Raw genomic sequence first — 16,018 nt, 5'->3', positions numbered from 1 at the left:
CCGTTCCTGCACTCGGCGGGGCAGGGCGCTACGAGCGCAACGCCTTCGCCATGCCGCGCTGGACGGCGTCGGCGAGGTAGGGGCGCAGCTGGGAGGGCGGGACGATCCGGTCGACCGAGCCGACCTGCTGGGCCCGCTCGATGCTGTGCTTCGCGTCGAACTCCTCGGCCACCTGCCCCAGCTTCACCGACCGGACCTGGCCCCGCAGCGTCGCGAGCTCCGCACGCAGCCGGGCGACCTCGGTCTGCACGCCGCTCTCGACGGCGTCGGCCAGCGTCGCCTCCAGTTCGGCGACGCCCGGGTCGGCGGCGGTGCGCCGGTTGACCTCCCCGGAGAAGACGACCGCGGCCGCGGGGGCGCCGCCGAGCACCGAAGCGTAGGAGCCCTCGATGGCGGCTACCTCCATGTTGTCGTTCAGCGTCTTGGAGAAGACGACGAACGCACCGCCGTGGTAGCGCGACACGACGCAGAACACGATGGGCCCGTCGAAGTTGACGACGGCCCGCCCGATCTCGGCGCCGTACTCCAGCTGCAGGCCGCGCAACGACTCGGGTGAGCCGTCGAAGCCCGACAGGTTGGCGAGCACCACGACGGGCCGGTTGCCGCTGGCGGCGTTGATGGCGCGGGCCATCTTCTTCGACGACCGCGGGAACAGGGTGCCCGCGGTCCACTGCGACGGGCCGTCGACGGGGGACAAGCCGCGCCGGGCGAGCGGCCGGGACTCGATGCCCAGCAGCGCGATCGGCTGGCCGCCGAGGTGGGCGTCGAGCGCGACGACCGACTCGGCGTCGTGCATGTCGACCCAGCGCTCCAGCGTGGGGTGGTCGGCGTCGGCGACCCCGTGCAGCAGCGAGCGGATGTCGAAGGGCTTCTTGCGTTCCCGGTTCGTCGCTGGTGAGAACACCTCGCCGAGGGTGGTGAAGTCGCAGCCGGCGCCGCTGTGCGGGGACCTGCTGATGTCGCGCTCCACCGGGTCGGCGGACGGGGCGGGCCGCGGGAACCGCTCGCCGGGTGCCTTGTAGGCGTGGGCGTAGTGGGCGAGCAGCACGTCGACGGCCCCGGACAGGTCGGGCGCCCAGTACTGCGCCTGCCCGTTGGGGCCCATGATCCGGTCGTAGCCGCCGATGCCGAAGTTGTCCTCGGCGGAGACGCCACCGGAGTAGTCGAGCGACTGCTTGCCGGTGAGCACCATCGCGGAGTCCGGTGTCATGACCAGGATGCCCTTGGTGTGCATGAGCATCGTGGCCTCGGCGTTCCAGTACGGCTGGGCGCCGACGTTGATGCCGGTGACGACGACGTTGATCTCCCCGCCGTCCTGGGTGAACTCGACGATCGCCCGCAGCGCGCGCGAGATCCAGTCCATGTTCTCGACGCCGGAGTCCATCGCGATCTTGGCGCCGGCCGAGACGGCGAACCACTCGACGGGGGCGTCGAGGCGCCGGGCCAGGTCGATCGCGGCGACGACGCGCGCGCACTCGGGTTCGGCGAGCGCGCCGAGGGCCTTGGTCGGGTCGCCGATGAGCACGACCCGGGTCATTCCCTCGGGGTAGCGGGCGGTCGCGGTGGTGACGACGCCGAGCACCAGGTTGGCGCTGTTGCCGCCGGGTGCGCGGTCGACGGGCACGGCGGCCGTGCCGGTGTCGTCGAGGTCGTACTCGACGAACCGGCCGGGGGTGCCGGCGGCGTCGGGGTTGCGGGTCACCAGCGGAACCAGCTCGTAGGGATACACCGCGCCGCGGCGCCGGGCCCGGATGACCTTCTGGGTGTAGGCGTCGAGCTCGCGCAGCGGCAGCGTCGGCGGCTCGGTGACGCGCAGCGTGAGGCCGGCGCCCGGCGGGCGCGACATCCGCAGCATGAGCTCGCGGGTGCCGCCGTCGGGCAGGCTCGTCCGGAACTGGACGAGGACCTGTTCGAGGCCGAGCCCGTCGGTGCGCGGCGCCAGCGACCGGACGACGGCGTCGAGCTCCTCGAACGGGACGTCGACGACCGGCCACACGTAGAGCAGCAGCCGGTTCCAGTCGAGCTTGGCCGCGCGGGGGTCCGACGAGCGGGCGGCGCGCATGCTGTCGAGGCAGGCGTCGAGGGTCCGCTCCAGCTCGGGGATGCCGGTGATGCGGCCGGCGTCGTCGCGGACCAGGGTGAGGGCGCGGACGTCGGCGAGCGCGATGAGGCGCTGGTCCTCGGGCATGGTGCGGCCCTGGGCGCGGAACAGGTGCACGTCGACGGCCGACGGGAGCCGGGTGAGCTCGAAGCCGGACAGCCGCCACAGCCCGAGCCGTTCGGCGACCATCGGGTGCAGGCCGCGGAGGGTGCGGTCCTCGACGGGCCGGCCCTCGGGGCCGCCGCGGAACGTGAACCACATGGTGGTGCCGTTGCCGTCGCCGTCCGCGCGCCGTACCGCGACGGCGACCCGGCCGACCGCGTGCGGGATGGTGCCGACCTTCTCGGCGATCCGGCTGGCGCGGGCGTCCGGGTCGACTCCCGCGGAGTCGTCGGAGGTGACGTAGAGGTCGATCAGGGCGGTCCGGCCGGGCGGCAGCGTCGCGACCATCTTGTTGAGGTCGGTGGAGACGGCCGCGGGCGCGTCGGAGCCCGGGTCGTCGGTGCCGGCGCGGCCGCTGGCGACGGTCGCGAGGATCGTGAAGTCGTGTCCGTCGGCGTCGTAGGCAGCGGTGAGCACGGGGCGTCCGCCGTGGTTGACGATCCGCACCGGGCCCGTCTGCCGGATCCGGTAGTAGCGGCGCGTCATCACCTCGAGCATCGCGCCGTGCTGGTCCTCGGTGAACACCTCGAGGATCGGCTCGCCCGCGGCGACGATGCGGTCGATCTCCGCGGCGCGCTCGGGTCCGTCGGCGGGCAGCGCCGCGAGCCGCTCCGCGACCTCGGCCTGCACCGCGTGGCGGGTCGCGGTGATGCGCGGGGCGTCGAACAGCCGGTGCCGGACCTGCCGCGCCACGTCACCGATCAGCGGGAACCGCAGCTGGGTGGCGGTGACGAGGTTGTCGAGCATCTGCCGGTAGGAGTCGCGGGCGTCGGCGGGCAGCGTGGCGTGCTGCAGCCGCCAGCGCAGCAGTTCCGCGAGCACCGAGGCCTGCGCCGCGGCGCGGCGGTGCGCCAGGAAGATTCGGTAGAGCGCCGGCCCGAGGTCGGACGAGGCCTCCAGGTCGGTGACGCCGTGGTGCGCGAGCGCGCGGCGCAGCCGGACCCGGAACGACTCGGGCAGGCCCTCGGCGTCGGCGTCGCGCGAGCGCAGGTAGGCGTAGAGGAACTCCTGCGGGTTGCGGGAGGCCTCGGCGTCGACGGTGGTGCCGTCGGGGGACGGCCCGTCGGCGACGCGGCGGTTGCGCGACAACGCCGACAGGTCGGCGAAGATCTGCAGGATGCCGGCCTCGGCGGCGAGGGCGCGCGGGTCGTCGTCGGGAAGCTCCTCGCGGGCGGCGGCGAGGCGCGCCAGCAGCGGGCGGGCCTCACGCTCGTCGACGTCGAAGCCCAGCACCAGCGAGCGCAGCGCGGCCAGGGCGTCGAGGGCACGGGTGGTGGCGTCGGCGGTGGCGATCGCGTCGCCGAACGCGGAGAGGTCGACGCGGTCGCTCGCCTCCCCGGCGCCGTCGCCGGACTCGTCGGGCTCCAGCCGGATCAGCTTGGTGCCGCCCTCGACCTGCGTGTTCGTGTCCACGAGGATCTCGGCGACGGTCCCGGACACGGGGGCGCGCAGCGCCGTCTCCAGCTTCATCGACTCGACGACGGCGAGCACGTCGCCCTCGGTCACGACGTCGCCCTCGGACACCGGGACGGCGACGACCATTGCGGGGGCGGGCGCGCGGACCATTCCGGCCTCGCCGCCGGAGATGCGGTGCACCGCACCGTCGACCTCGACGAGGTAGTCGGGTCCCTGTGCGACCGACAGCACCGAGTAGGTGCGCCCGGCCACGGTGAGCCGGCGCTCGAACCGGCCCGAGCGCTCGACGTCGACGTCGACGGCCTGCCGGTCGGTCATGCCGGGCGCGGCGGGCATGTCGAGCTCGACGCGGTAGCGCCGCGGCCGGGACCGGGCGACCCGCAGCCGGTAGGCCTCGCCGCCGGCGCGGACGTCGACCTGGTGCCAGGCCTCGTGCCCGACCTCCGGGCGGCCGCGCTCGGCCGAGAGGAACAACCGCTGCTGCTGCCGTTCGACGTGCGCGTCGTGCGCCTCGACCGCGGTGGCGAGCAGCGCGACGTCGAGGCGGCGCGGTGGGGTGTAGCCGTCGGCCATCATCGTGTCGAGCCACGTCGTGTCGAGCTCGCCGGTGATCACCTCGGGGCGCTCGAGCAGGTCGAGCAGGAACGCCTTGTTGGTGGTGCCGCCGTCGATCACCGCGGCGGTCTGGCGCAGCGCGCGGGAGAGCCGGGCGCGGGCCTCGCCGCGGTCGCGGCCCCAGGCGATGACCTTGGCGATCATGGAGTCGAACTGGGACGGGATGACGTCGCCGGTGGCGACACCGGTGTCGACGCGCACGCCCGGCCCGCTCGGCAGCGCCAGGTGCTCGATGCGCCCCGGCGCGGGGGCGAAACCGCGGTCGGGGTCCTCGGCGGTGAGCCGGGCCTCGATGGCGTGCCCGCGCGGCGGCGGCGCCGACGGGGCGACCTCGGCGAGCGTGCCGCCCGCGGCGACGTGCAGCTGCAGCTTCACGATGTCGACGCCGGTGGTGGCCTCGGTGACGCAGTGCTCGACCTGCAGGCGGGTGTTGACCTCGAGGAACGACAGCAGCCGCTCCTTGGGTTCGTAGAGGAACTCCACGGTGCCGGCGTTGACGTAGCCGGCGGCCCGCACCAGCTCGGCGGCGGAGGACCGCAGCAGCTCCTCCTGCTCGGCGTCCAGCGCCGTCGACGCGGACTCCTCCAGGACCTTCTGGTTGCGACGCTGCACCGAGCAGTCGCGCACCCCGAGCGTCCAGACGTCGCCGGTGGCGTCGGCGACGACCTGCACCTCGACGTGGCGCCCGCCGCGGATCGCGCGCTCCAGGAACACCGTCGCGTCACCGGCGGTCTTCGACGCCTCGGACGACGCGCGGGTGAACGCCTCGTCGAGCTCGTCGGGCGACGGGACGTACCGGATGCCCCGCCCGCCGCCACCCGCGGTGGCCTTGACCATCAGCGGGTAGCCGATCGTCTCGGCGTGCCGGCGGGCCTCGGCCACGTCGGCCACCGGGCCGCCGCTCCACGCCGCCATCGGGACGCCGACCCGCGCGGCCAGCAGCTTCGACTCGATCTTGTCGCCCAGGCGGTGCATGACGTCGGACGCCGGGCCCACGAACGTGATGCCCAGCCGCTCGCACATCGCGACGAAGTCGGACTTCTCGGAGACGAACCCCCATCCGGGCCACACGGCGTCGGCGCCGGTCACGCGCAGCGCCCGCTCCAGCTCGGCGTAGTCGAGATAGGGGCTCGGGCCCAGGTGGTCGGGGTCGTCGGGCCCGATCAGGACGGACTCGTCGGACTCCCGGACGAACATCGCGCGCGCGTCCACCGCCGTGTGCACGGCGATCGTCGTCAGCGGTGTGCGGCCCTCGGCATTCCACTCGCGCACCGCGTTGATCAGCCGCATCGCGGGTTCTCCGCGGTTCACGACGGCCAGGCGCGTGAAGGGTCTGGTCCCTGGGTTCATGCAGCGATCATCCTCGGGCTCGTCCTCGTGGTGGTCGTCGCGGTCGGCGCGACGGGCGACCCTCGATGGCGTCCGGACGTCGTCGTCGGACGTCGTCGTCGGTCGTCGTCGACCGTGATGCTGCTATGGATCGTCGTGCCGCGGCACCCCGGCCCACCTACCTCACGTCGCTACCGGCCGGTATCCCCGTTCGGGCACGCCCGCCGACCCAATCCGATGTGACGGGCCTCGCACAACCGGCCGTGTGGGGGACACCGGGGCCGCCTACGCTGCGCCGGTGGCCCGTGTCTCGTACGTGACCGCCGCCGACGCCCCGTCCGAGACGGCGTCCGTGCTGGCGAAGCTCCCCGACCTCAACGTGTTCGCCATGGTCGCCAACGCGCCGACCGTGCTGCGGCCGTGGCTGCGCCTGGGTGGCACGCTGCTCAACGACCTCGCGATCGACCCGCTGCTGCGTGAGCTGGTGATCATGCAGGTCGGCAGGCTCGCCGCCCGCTACGAGTGGGACCAGCACGTCGGGATCGCGCGGGCCGCGGGTGCGACGGAGGAGCAGATCGCGGCCCTCGACCGTGGTGACGACGACGCCGCGTGCTTCGACGACACGCAGCGCGCGACGCTCGGCGTGGTCGCCGACCTCGTCCGTGACGGCGACGTGCCCGACGACCGGTACGCGGCGCTGGCCGCACGGCTCGACGACCGCCGCGTCGTCGAGGTCATGGTGCTGGCGGGCCACTACCTCGGGCTGGCCCGGATGATGACGGCGCTGCGCATCGACCCCGACGACGCCGCCGCGCTCGGCGCGATCCGCGCGAGCACCTGAGCGCGGCGTCCGTCAGCTCGACGCCGCGACCGCACCGGCCGCGGCGGCACCGCCCGCGGCCGCGGCGGCCTGCGAGTCCCACATGCAGATCACCACGGCGACGACGAAGACCTGCAACGGTGCGTCGAGGCCGGGCAGCTCGGCGACGGCTCCGCCGCGCCACGCGCTGAGCCGGCGGATCTCGCCGACCGGCGTCCCGTCGGGCCCCAGCAGCTCCTGCTCGCTGCTCCACATCGACGTCCGCCGGAACCGCATCGCGCGGCCGCGGGCGTCGGTGATCGTCCAGTCCTTGCGCCCCACCCGGTCGGCGACGGCGAGCGGTCCGGAGACCGCGCCGTCGGAGGCGAGGACGCGGGTCAGCTCGTAGCGGCCGCCCATCGTGCGGGCCTTCACCTCGAACTTCTGGCCGTCGTGCAGCGTGAAGGTCCCACCGCCGCGCCAGGTGTGGCTGTCGAACGTCGCGACCTGCCGCCCGTCGACGCTCACCTCGTAGCCCGACTTCCAGAACCCGGTCTTCTCCGCGACGACTGTCATGTCGCTCACCCCCTGCCGGAGAACTCCACCAAAACGGTCACCTCCCCGCAACAGCAGACCGTCCGGTCGGTCGGGAGGGTGCGCACCGCAGGGCGGGCGTGCATCATCACGGCGTGGACTTCGCCGAGGACGACGATCACCGCGCCATCCGTGAGGGGGTGCGCACCGTCTGCCGTGACTTCGGGGACGAGTACTGGCGCGCCTGCGACGCCGAGCACCGCTTCCCGTGGGACTTCTACAAAGCCATGGCCGAGGGCGGCTGGATCGGCATCGCGATCCCCGAGGAGTACGGCGGCGGCGGCCGCGGCATCACCGAGGCCTCGATCGTGCTGGAGGAGGTGGCCGCCTCCGGCGCGGGCATGAACGGCGCCAGCTCGATGCACCTGTCCGTGTTCGGGATGAACCCCGTCGTCAAGTTCGGCAGCGAGGAGATGCGCTCCACGTACCTGCCGCGTGTCGCGTCCGGGGACCTGCATGTCGCGTTCGGCGTCACCGAGCCCGACTCGGGCACCGACACCGCCTCGATCACGACGCGGGCCCGCCTCGACGGCGACCACTACGTCGTGCGGGGCCAGAAGGTGTGGACGTCCAAGGCGGGCGACTGCGAGAAGGTCCTGCTGCTGGTGCGCACCACACCGATCCAGGAGTGCGCCAAGCGCACCGACGGCATGACGCTGCTGCTGGCCGACCTGCAGGTGCCCGAGGTCGACATCACGCCCATCGCCAAGCTGGGCCGCAACGCCGTCGCCTCCAACGAGACCCGCTACGACGACCTGCGCGTCCCCGTCGCCGACCGCGTCGGGGAGGAGGGCAAGGGCTTCCGCTACCTCCTCGACGGGCTCAACCCCGAACGCATCCTGATCGCCGCCGAGGCCCTCGGGATCGGCCGCGTCTCGGTGCGCCGCGCCGTGGAGTACGCCAACGGACGCCAGGTCTTCGGCCGTCCGATCGGCAAGAACCAGGGCATCGCGTTCCCGCTGGCCGAGGCGCACATGAAGCTGCGCGCCGCGGAGCTGGCGGTTCGTGAGGCGTCGTGGCGCTACGACTGCGGACTGCCGTGCGGCGAGCAGGCCAACACCGCCAAGTACCTGGCGTCGGAGGCCGGGCACTTCGCCGCCGACCGCGCGATGCAGACCCACGGCGGGTTCGGCTACGCCTCCGAGTACGACGTCGGCCGGTGGTGGACCGAGTCGCGGCTGATGAAGATCGCCCCGATCTCGCAGGAGATGGTGCTCAACTACATCTCCGAGCACGTGCTGGGGCTGCCGCGGTCCTACTGACCACTAGGGTCGGGCCACGTGGAGATCCTGAGCAGCCGCGCGATCCTGCGGCCCGCCGATCCCGACGCCGCGCTGCGCTTCTACCGCGACGTCCTCGGCCTCGCGATCTTCCGCGAGTTCCCCGGCGGCACGGTGTTCTTCCTCGGCACGGGGTTCCTCGAGGTGTCCGCGCACGCCGCCGGGCCCGGCGCCGAGGGCTTCACCGCCGGCGGCGAGGGCGCGGGGCTGCGGCTGTGGCTGCAGGTCCGCGACCTGGCCGGCACGCACGCCGAGCTCGTCGGCAAGGGGGTGCGGGTGCTGCGCGAACCGCGCCGCGAGCCCTGGGGCCTCGACGAGATGTGGGTCGCCGACCCCGACGGCACCCGGATCGTCGTCGTCGAGGTGCCGCCCGAGCACCCGATCCGCCGGGACGTCCGCGCCGCGCGGACCCTGTGAGCGACCCCGACCTGCGAGTTCAGCCGGTCGCAGGCGGGTCGATCCATGCCTGCAGGAGCGGGCCGAGGCGGTCGACCAGTGCCGACGGCGGCTCCGCAGCCGTGGCGGGCGACGCGAGCAGCAGCCGCACCACCCCCAGGCCGATCAGCTGGGCGCACACCATCTCCGCGCGCAGCCGGGCGTCCGGGCCGTCGAGACGGTCCGCGAGCCGCGCGACGAGCCGCCGGTCCAGCTCCTCGACGATGCGCTCCCCGCCGGGCCGCGGTCCCGTCAGTACCACCCGCAGCAGGGGGTCGGCCTCGGCGCGGTCGTGCAGGTCGAGCAGCGTTGCGACCAGGTGCCGCCCCAGCGTCTCGTTCGGGGCGTCGAGCAGCGCGCCGGTCTCGGCCTCCAGATCGGACGCCGCGGTGAGCAGGCCCTCCTTGCTACCGAAGTACTTCACCAGCAGGGCGGCACTGACCTGGGCCTCCGCTGCGATCCCGCGCAACGTCGCCCCGGCGTAGCCGTGCACGGAGAAGTGTCGGCGGGCCGCCCGCAGCAACGCGTCGCGGGTGTCGGCGGCGCAACGGCGCTCGGTGGGGGCGACGACTCCGGCGGCGGTCACGCGGCCTTCAGCCCCGCCGTGGCGAGCGCGTCGTCGTGCAGCGGCTCGTGCTCGACGTTCGAGGGGGACGGGGTGAGCGCGGCCATGACCGTCGCGACGAGCGCCGCGCCCGCCGCGGCGGCGAAGACGATCGTGTAGACCTGCGGCGGCACCACGGTCCCGCCCGCGTGCACCGCCATCGCCGAGGTGATCGCCGCGATGACCGCGGTGCACATCGAGGTCCCCAGCTGGCGCATCAGGGTGTTGAGGCTGTTCGCCGCCGCCGTCTCGCTCTGCGGCACCGCCTGGATGACCAGCAGCGGCAGGGCCGAGTAGGCCATCGCGCAGCCGATCGAGGAGATCGTCGTCGCCAGGATCAGCATGGCGAGCTCGCTGGGACGCAGCGCCGTCCCGAGGTTCCCGACGAGCAGCAGCACGCCGCCCAGGACGAGCGTCGTCCGCGGGCCGCGCCATGCGGAGAGCCGCGCGGAGACGGGGGAGAGCAGCGCCATCGCGCCACCCAGCGGGAGCATCGCGATGCCCGCGCCGACGAGCGAGAGCCCGAACCCGTAGCCGGAGCTGGGGGCGGCCTGCATGATCTGCGACGTCATCACGAAGGCCGCGAACATGGCGAAGCCGACGAGGACCGTCGTCAGGTTCGTGAGCAGGACCGCGGGACGCGCCGTGACGCGCAGGTCGACGAGCGGGCCGTCGGTCCGGAGCTGGTGCCGCCCCCAGAGCGGGAAGATCACCACGGCCGCCGCGACCAGGCCCAGGACGGTCGGGCTGTGCCAGCCCCACTCGGAGCCCTTGGAGATCGCGAGCAGCAGGCACACCAGGCCGACGGTGACTCCGGCCGCGCCGACGACGTCGAACCGGCCACCGGAGCGCACCGATGACTCGGGGACGACCCGGCGCACGCCGAACACCAGCGCGAACCCGATCACGCCGACGCCCAGGAACAGCCAGCGCCACGACACCAGCTGCGCGACGATGCCCGTCAGCGGCAGCCCGACCGCGGCGCCGATGCCCAGCGACGAGCTCATCAGCGCGATGCCGCCGCCGACCTTCCCCTCCGGCAGCTCGTCGCGCATGATGCTGATCCCCAGCGCGATCACGCCGAACGACGCGCCCTGCAGCACCCGCCCGACCAGCATCAACGTCGGGCCCGGGGCGGCGGCGCAGAGCACCGAGCCGATCGAGACCAGCGTCAGCGACAGCAGGAGCATCCGGCGCTTGCCGTACATGTCGCCGAGGCGGCCGAGCACCGGCGCGGACACCGCACCGGCCACCAGCGTCGAGGTGATGAACCACGAGACCGTCGACGGGGTCGTGTCGAGCAGGCGCGGGAACAGCGGCAGCAGCGGTACGGCGAGCGTCTGGACGAGCGAGACGGCGAGGCCGCTCAGACACAGCAGGGCGATCACGACACCGGGCCGTGACCGAGGGGAGGCGGCGATCGCCACGGATGCTCCATTTCGGGTGAACACGAGTTCACCTCTACGAGAGCACGGCCCTCGCATCCCGCACAAGCCGAACCGGCCGCATGCGAACAACCTCACGCCCGGCGCAGCCGGCCGCCCGTTCCGGGTCACGAGCGACGTGTGGGGGCGCAGACGTCCCGCAGGCGGTGATCACGACGCTGCGGCGGGTGCGTCCGGGCGTGGTTCGAGCCCCGCCCCGCCGCGGAGTTCGACCCCGGACTCGTCCCGGCCATGATCGAGGCAGTCCGACGTCGAGCTCGGGGTGGGGCCGGTGGTCGCGCCGATCAGGGTGCGGGCCGCCGAGGCGACCGCCAGCGCGCCGACCACGACCAGCAGGGCGACCATCGCGATCCCGCCGACGAAGGCCGCCCCGCCGGCCCGTTCGAGTGCCGCGGCCATCGCATCCCCGGCGGAGGTCAGGGAGCGGACGAGCGGGGGCGGTGCGGCGGCCGCGGTCAGCGGGAAGGTGGCGACGACGAGCGCGGCGGTCGTCGCGGCCTGGCGGAGCCGGTTCCGGGGCAGCACGATGAGCCCCCTTCTCGACGGTCGGTCGGGGTGAGTGGTGAGCCGGTGTGGTGGCGGAACGTTAACGCGGTAGGCCCGTGACCTGTGCAGACGTCACTCGATGGAGAGTCGCCCGATCTGATGGTCGACCTGGAGTCACGAACGGACCCGGATGTGCGCGGCGGGAGGGGGTGGGCGACGCTGGTCGGGTGATCGTCGACCCGTCGCCGGAGTTCCTGCAGTTCTGGACCGAACGCCACCTGTGTTTCCTGGTGACCCCGCGTCGTGACGGGACCCCGCACGTCGTGCCGGTGGGCGTGACGATCGACGTCGAGCAGGGGATCGCGCGCGTCATCTGCTCGGGGACGTCGCAGAAGGCGCGCAACGTCGAGGCCGGGGGCGTGGCGGGGGTGCGGGCGGTGGTGTCGCAGGTCGACGGCCGGCGCTGGTCGAGCCTGGAGGGCGTCGCGGTGCTGCGGTCCGACGCCGCGTCGGTCGCCGACGCCGAGACCCGCTACGCCGCGCGCTACCGGGTGCCGCGGGAGAACCCGCGGCGGGTGGTCGTCGAGATCACGATCGACCGACGTCTCGGCCTGAGCTGACCGCCGCGGCGGCGGCGCGAGGGGCGCGGTGAATGGTGTCGCGGCGTGCCCGACGCGATCTCGCCGCGGAGCATGCGGAACCCGAACGAACGGCCCTCTCGCGCAACCGAATGGCGCGACTGTGCCGTTCGTTCACCGGTCAGGATTCCGGCGCGTGCACCTCGCGGCGCAGGATCTTGCCGGTCGGGCCCTTCGGGAGGGCGTCGACGATCCAGACCTGCCGCGGGTACTTGTAGGCGGCGAGGCGTTCCTTGACGAAGTCGCGCAGCTCGTCGGGGTCGGCCTTCTCGCCGGCCTTGAGCGCGACGGCGGCGCCGATCTCCTCGCCCCACTCCGGGTGCGGGATGCCGACGACGGCGGCCTCGGCGACGGCGGGGTGCTCGTAGAGAGCCTCCTCGACCTCGCGCGGGTAGACGTTGTAGCCGCCGCGGATGATGAGGTCCTTCTTGCGGTCGACGATGAAGTAGTAGCCGTCGGCGTCCTTGGTGGCGATGTCGCCGCTGCGGAACCAGCCGTCAGGGATGGCCTCGGCGGTGGCGTCGGGGCGGCCCCAGTAGCCCTTCATGACGTTCTCGCCGCGGATGATGATCTCTCCGGGGGTGTCGACGCCGACGTCGGCACCGTCGTCGGCGACGACGCGCATCTCGCAGCCCGGGATCTCGAAGCCGATGGAGCCGGGCTTGCGGTCGCGGTGGGGCTGGTTGAAGGAGGCGACGGGGGAGGTCTCGGACAGCCCGTAGCCCTCCAGCACCATGCAGCCGAACTTCTCCTCGAAGGCGCGCATGATCTCCACCGGCATCGCGGAGCCGCCGGAGGCACAGGTGCGCAGCGTCGACATGTCGGCGCCGTCGGCGTCGGGGTGGTGCAGCATCGCCGCGTACATGGTGGGCACACCCTCGAACACCGTGACCTTGTCGCGCGCCACGACGGCGAGCGCCTTCGCCGGGTCGAACCGGGGGATCAGGGTCAACGTGGCGCCGACGCTGACGGCCGCGTTGAGCCCGCACGTGAGTCCGAAGACGTGGAACAGCGGCAGGCAGCCCATGATCACGTCGTCGGTGCCCAGCGACAGCACCGACGACGCGGTGGTGGCGGTGTTGGTGCGCAGGTTGGCGTGGGTGAGCTCGGCGCCCTTGGGCTGGCCGGTGGTGCCGGAGGTGTAGAGGATGACGGCGGTGTCGGAGTCGTCACGGTCGACGGCGTCGGGTGCGGGCGGCGCGTCACCGGTGTCGGGACCCATCGGGCCGACGAGCACCGCGGGGATGCCGACGGCCTCCGCCGCGGACGTCACCGCATCCCCGCCGGAGTCCCAGCCGAAGACGATCGACATGCCGGAGTCCCGCAGGTAGTACGCGACCTCGCGGGCCTTGAGCAGCGGGTTCATGGGCACGACGGTGGCGCCTGCGAGCAGGGCGCCGTGGAACAGGATCGGGAACGCGGGCAGGTTGGGCAGCACGATGCCGACCCGGTCGCCCGGCGAGATGCCCTGCGCGGTGAGCATCCCGGCGACGCGGGCGGCTGCGGCGTGCAGGTCGGCGTAGCTGAGCTCGACGTCGTCGAGGCGGATCGAGGTGCGGTCCGGATGGGCCGCGGCCGTGGCCACGAGGTTCTCGGCCAGGTTCGTCATCGTCGGCTCCCGTCGGTGTGGAGGCCCCCGGCGGGGGTGTTGCCGCCGAACCTACTGCCGGTAGCCCACCACGGCACGCGTTGACGAGCCGGACGAACCCGACCTAGCGTCGTGATCGAGCCGTTCCCCGGAGCTGCCCCCGATCGGTTCCCCCGAGTTGTTCCCCGTGCGACACAGGAGTCCACACACATGACCGCGCCCGCGTCGGTGCCGCCCGCCCTGCTCGAGTTCCAGACGACCCTGCGGGTGCCCGAGGGCGACGAGTCGCCGGTCGCCCTGTTCCGGTCGTTCGACGACTACATCAACGGCGGTGCGCCGGAGGTCGCGCGGGTGATCGAGGGGGTGCCCATCCGCGAGTCGGGCGGCTGGCGCCTCGGTGCGGACGTGCACGTCCCGTTCGGCGAGCCCCCGTTCCCGACGGTCGTGCACCTGCATGGTGGCGCGTGGGTGATGGGCGCCCCGTCGACGCACCGGCGCCTGTCGGCGGAGCTGGCGTCGCGGGGGCTGCTGGTGGTGTCGGTCGACTACCGGCGGGCGCCGAAGCACCGGTTCCCGGGCGCGGTCGACGACGTCTCGGCCGCGCTGGACTGGGTCCGCGCGCACGCTGCGGAGCTGGGCGGGGACCCGGAGCGGCTCGTCGTCTCGGGTGACTCGGCGGGGGCGAACCTGGCCGCGGTCGCCCTGGCCACCGGGGCAGGTGCCGACGTCCGTGCCGCCCTGCTGTTCTACGGCATCTACGACTACCACCGGGCGCTGCCGGTGCTGTCGGGGCTGCTGGGTGGGCAGGACGCGCGGTCGCAGCTGTACCTCCCGCCCGAGGAGTTCGACCTGCTGCGCGGCGACCCGCGGTGCGCCCCGGAGCGGCAGGTCCGCGACTTCCCACCGACGCTGCTGAGCGTCGGCGAGCTCGACCCGCTGCGGGGGGAGTCGGAGTCGATGGCGGCGCGGCTGGCCGTGGCGGGTGTGCCGCACGAGCTGCACGTCGCGAAGGGTGTGCCGCACGCGTTCCTGCAGCTGCCGTCGCTCCCGGCGCACGACGAGGGGTTCGACGTCGCTGCCGCGTTCCTGCGCACCCACGGCCTGCTCTGAGGGACCCGGACCGCCCCGGACGTGTCACCGGTGCGGCCCGGCTGCGCTGGTGACACATCGGGGTGCGGTACCCGAGCCCCAGCGTCCGCGGGAAGCAGCGGTTCCGGTCGCGGCTGGGTGCGGCGCTGGTCGTCGCCGGGATCGTCGTGGCGGTCCTGGCGCCGGTGCTCTGAGGGCGCCGCACGTCGACGTAGGGTCGGACCCGTGGGCGCGCCTGACGATCTCGACGGACCGACCGGGGGCCCGCTCGACGGGATCGTCGTCGCGGACTTCTCCCGGGTCCTCGCGGGCCCCTACGCGACGATGGTCCTGGGAGACCTGGGCGCGACCGTGGTCAAGGTCGAGGGGCCGCAGGGCGACGACACCCGCACCTGGCAGCCCCCGCTGCGCGACGGTGTCGCCACCTACTACCTGTCGACGAACCGCAACAAGCGCTCGGTCGTCCTGGACTTCGCCGACCCCGCCGACCTCGACGTGGCGCGGCGGCTGGCTGCGCGGGCCGACGTGGTGGTGGAGAACTTCAAACCGGGTGGCCTCGTCCGCTTCGGCCTCGACCACGAGACGGTGCGCGCGGCGAACCCGGACGTCGTGTACTGCTCGATCACCGGTTTCGGCGCGACCGGCGGGGCGCACCTGCCGGGCTACGACCTGCTGGTGCAGGCGACCTCGGGGTTCATGAGCGTGACCGGGGAGCCTGGCGGGACGCCGCTGCGGGCGGGTGCCGCGGTGTTCGACGTGATGACGGGCCTGCACGCGGGCGTCGCGATCCTGGCGGCGCTGCGCCACCGCGACGCCACCGGCGAGGGCCAGCACGTGGAGACGAACCTGCTGTCGGTGGCGATGTCGTGCCTGGTCAACCAGACGTCGGCGGTCGTCGCGGGTGGCGTGGTGCCGACCCGGATGGGCAACGAGCACCCCAGCGTCTACCCGTACGAGCCGATGCCGACCGGCGCCGGCGAGCTGATCGTGATCGCCGCCAACAACGGCCAGTTCCGCAAGCTGTGCGACGTCATCGGCCTGCCGGAGCTGCCGGACGACCCGCGGTTCGCGACGGCCGGCGCCCGCAGCGCGAACCGGGAGACGTTGCGGCCGTTGATGATCGGGAAGCTCGCGGCGCGTGGAGCGGCGGAGTGGTTCGACCTGATCACCGCGGCCGGGGTGCCGTGCGGCCCGATCAACGACGTGGCGCAGGGCGTCGCGCTGGCCGAGGACCTGGGGCTCGACCCGGTGGTGTGGCCGGGCGACCCGGCGACGGCGGTGCCGTCGATCCGCAATCCTGTCGGCTACTCGGCGACCCCGCCGACCTACCGACGCAGCCCGCCCGCCCTCGGCGCCGACTCGGCGGAGGTGCGGGCGTGGCTGGCGGATCCGTGACCGGGTGAACGACGGCGGCGGCCGTCCCCACGACCGCCGCCG

General features: G+C 73.5%; 12 protein-coding genes. 6 read left to right on the top strand and 6 right to left on the bottom strand.

Annotation, left to right across the window (positions count from 1 at the left end; all coding sequences use genetic code 11):
- Positions 1-28: 28 nt before the first annotated feature.
- On the bottom strand, positions 29-5,644 hold the full coding sequence (locus TOK_RS05760; protein ID WP_098956747.1) for a carboxyl transferase domain-containing protein: 5,616 nt from the start codon (positions 5,642-5,644) through the stop codon (positions 29-31).
- A gap of 277 nt (positions 5,645-5,921) precedes the next feature.
- Between TOK_RS05760 and TOK_RS05755 the strand changes: the two genes are divergently transcribed.
- Positions 5,922-6,464 (top strand): carboxymuconolactone decarboxylase family protein, encoded by a 543-nt coding sequence (locus TOK_RS05755; RefSeq protein ID WP_141566271.1) that lies wholly within the window; start codon positions 5,922-5,924, stop codon positions 6,462-6,464.
- Between the two features lie 12 nt (positions 6,465-6,476).
- Here TOK_RS05755 and TOK_RS05750 read toward each other — a convergent pair whose 3' ends face one another.
- On the bottom strand, positions 6,477-6,998 hold the full coding sequence (locus TOK_RS05750; RefSeq protein ID WP_098956771.1) for a hypothetical protein: 522 nt from the start codon (positions 6,996-6,998) through the stop codon (positions 6,477-6,479).
- A 113-nt stretch (positions 6,999-7,111) separates the two neighbouring features.
- Here TOK_RS05750 and TOK_RS05745 point away from each other — a divergent pair, with 113 nt between their 5' ends.
- Positions 7,112-8,278 (top strand): acyl-CoA dehydrogenase family protein, encoded by a 1,167-nt coding sequence (locus tag TOK_RS05745; RefSeq protein WP_098956745.1) that lies wholly within the window; start codon positions 7,112-7,114, stop codon positions 8,276-8,278.
- Positions 8,279-8,296: 18 nt separating this feature from the next.
- The gene (locus TOK_RS05740; RefSeq protein WP_098956744.1) at positions 8,297-8,713 is read left to right on the top strand and encodes a VOC family protein; all 417 of its coding nucleotides are present in this window, start codon (positions 8,297-8,299) and stop codon (positions 8,711-8,713) included.
- A 19-nt stretch (positions 8,714-8,732) separates the two neighbouring features.
- On the opposite strand, the gene TOK_RS05735 is transcribed toward TOK_RS05740, so the two are convergent.
- The 3 genes from TOK_RS05735 to TOK_RS05725 form a co-directional block, all read right to left on the bottom strand.
- On the bottom strand, positions 8,733-9,317 hold the full coding sequence (locus tag TOK_RS05735) for a TetR family transcriptional regulator (RefSeq protein WP_098956743.1): 585 nt from the start codon (positions 9,315-9,317) through the stop codon (positions 8,733-8,735).
- Positions 9,314-10,762 (bottom strand): MFS transporter, encoded by a 1,449-nt coding sequence (locus TOK_RS05730; protein ID WP_253258200.1) that lies wholly within the window; start codon positions 10,760-10,762, stop codon positions 9,314-9,316. The genes TOK_RS05735 and TOK_RS05730 overlap by 4 nt, the downstream gene beginning before the upstream one ends.
- Before the next feature lie 168 nt (positions 10,763-10,930).
- On the bottom strand, positions 10,931-11,305 hold the full coding sequence (locus TOK_RS05725; RefSeq protein ID WP_098956741.1) for a hypothetical protein: 375 nt from the start codon (positions 11,303-11,305) through the stop codon (positions 10,931-10,933).
- A 188-nt stretch (positions 11,306-11,493) separates the two neighbouring features.
- On the opposite strand from TOK_RS05725, the gene TOK_RS05720 reads away from it, so the two are divergent.
- Positions 11,494-11,886 (top strand): pyridoxamine 5'-phosphate oxidase family protein, encoded by a 393-nt coding sequence (locus TOK_RS05720; protein ID WP_098956770.1) that lies wholly within the window; start codon positions 11,494-11,496, stop codon positions 11,884-11,886.
- Between the two features lie 139 nt (positions 11,887-12,025).
- Here the strand turns inward: TOK_RS05720 and TOK_RS05715 are convergent, their stop codons facing one another.
- On the bottom strand, positions 12,026-13,513 hold the full coding sequence (locus tag TOK_RS05715; RefSeq protein ID WP_098956740.1) for a long-chain fatty acid--CoA ligase: 1,488 nt from the start codon (positions 13,511-13,513) through the stop codon (positions 12,026-12,028).
- A 189-nt stretch (positions 13,514-13,702) separates the two neighbouring features.
- Between TOK_RS05715 and TOK_RS05710 the strand changes: the two genes are divergently transcribed.
- On the top strand, positions 13,703-14,602 hold the full coding sequence (locus tag TOK_RS05710; protein ID WP_098956739.1) for an alpha/beta hydrolase: 900 nt from the start codon (positions 13,703-13,705) through the stop codon (positions 14,600-14,602).
- A gap of 204 nt (positions 14,603-14,806) precedes the next feature.
- On the top strand, positions 14,807-15,976 hold the full coding sequence (locus TOK_RS05705; protein ID WP_098956738.1) for a CaiB/BaiF CoA-transferase family protein: 1,170 nt from the start codon (positions 14,807-14,809) through the stop codon (positions 15,974-15,976).
- The last annotated feature ends 42 nt before the right edge of the window (positions 15,977-16,018 follow it).

This window comes from Pseudonocardia sp. N23 (assembly GCF_002583555.1).
GTDB lineage: Bacteria > Actinomycetota > Actinomycetes > Mycobacteriales > Pseudonocardiaceae > Pseudonocardia.
The sequence above is the reverse complement of the archived record's forward strand: the minus strand, read 5'-3'. Positions and strand labels throughout refer to the sequence as shown.

Excerpts from the sequence above, each read along its gene's own strand:
- TOK_RS05760 (WP_098956747.1), bottom strand. The coding sequence starts at position 5,644 with ATGAACCCAGGGACCAGACCCTTCACGCGCCTGGCCGTCGTGAACCGC.
- TOK_RS05750 (WP_098956771.1), bottom strand. The coding sequence starts at position 6,998 with ATGACAGTCGTCGCGGAGAAGACCGGGTTCTGGAAGTCGGGCTACGAG.
- TOK_RS05715 (WP_098956740.1), bottom strand. The coding sequence starts at position 13,513 with ATGACGAACCTGGCCGAGAACCTCGTGGCCACGGCCGCGGCCCATCCG.
- TOK_RS05710 (WP_098956739.1), top strand. The coding sequence starts at position 13,703 with ATGACCGCGCCCGCGTCGGTGCCGCCCGCCCTGCTCGAGTTCCAGACG.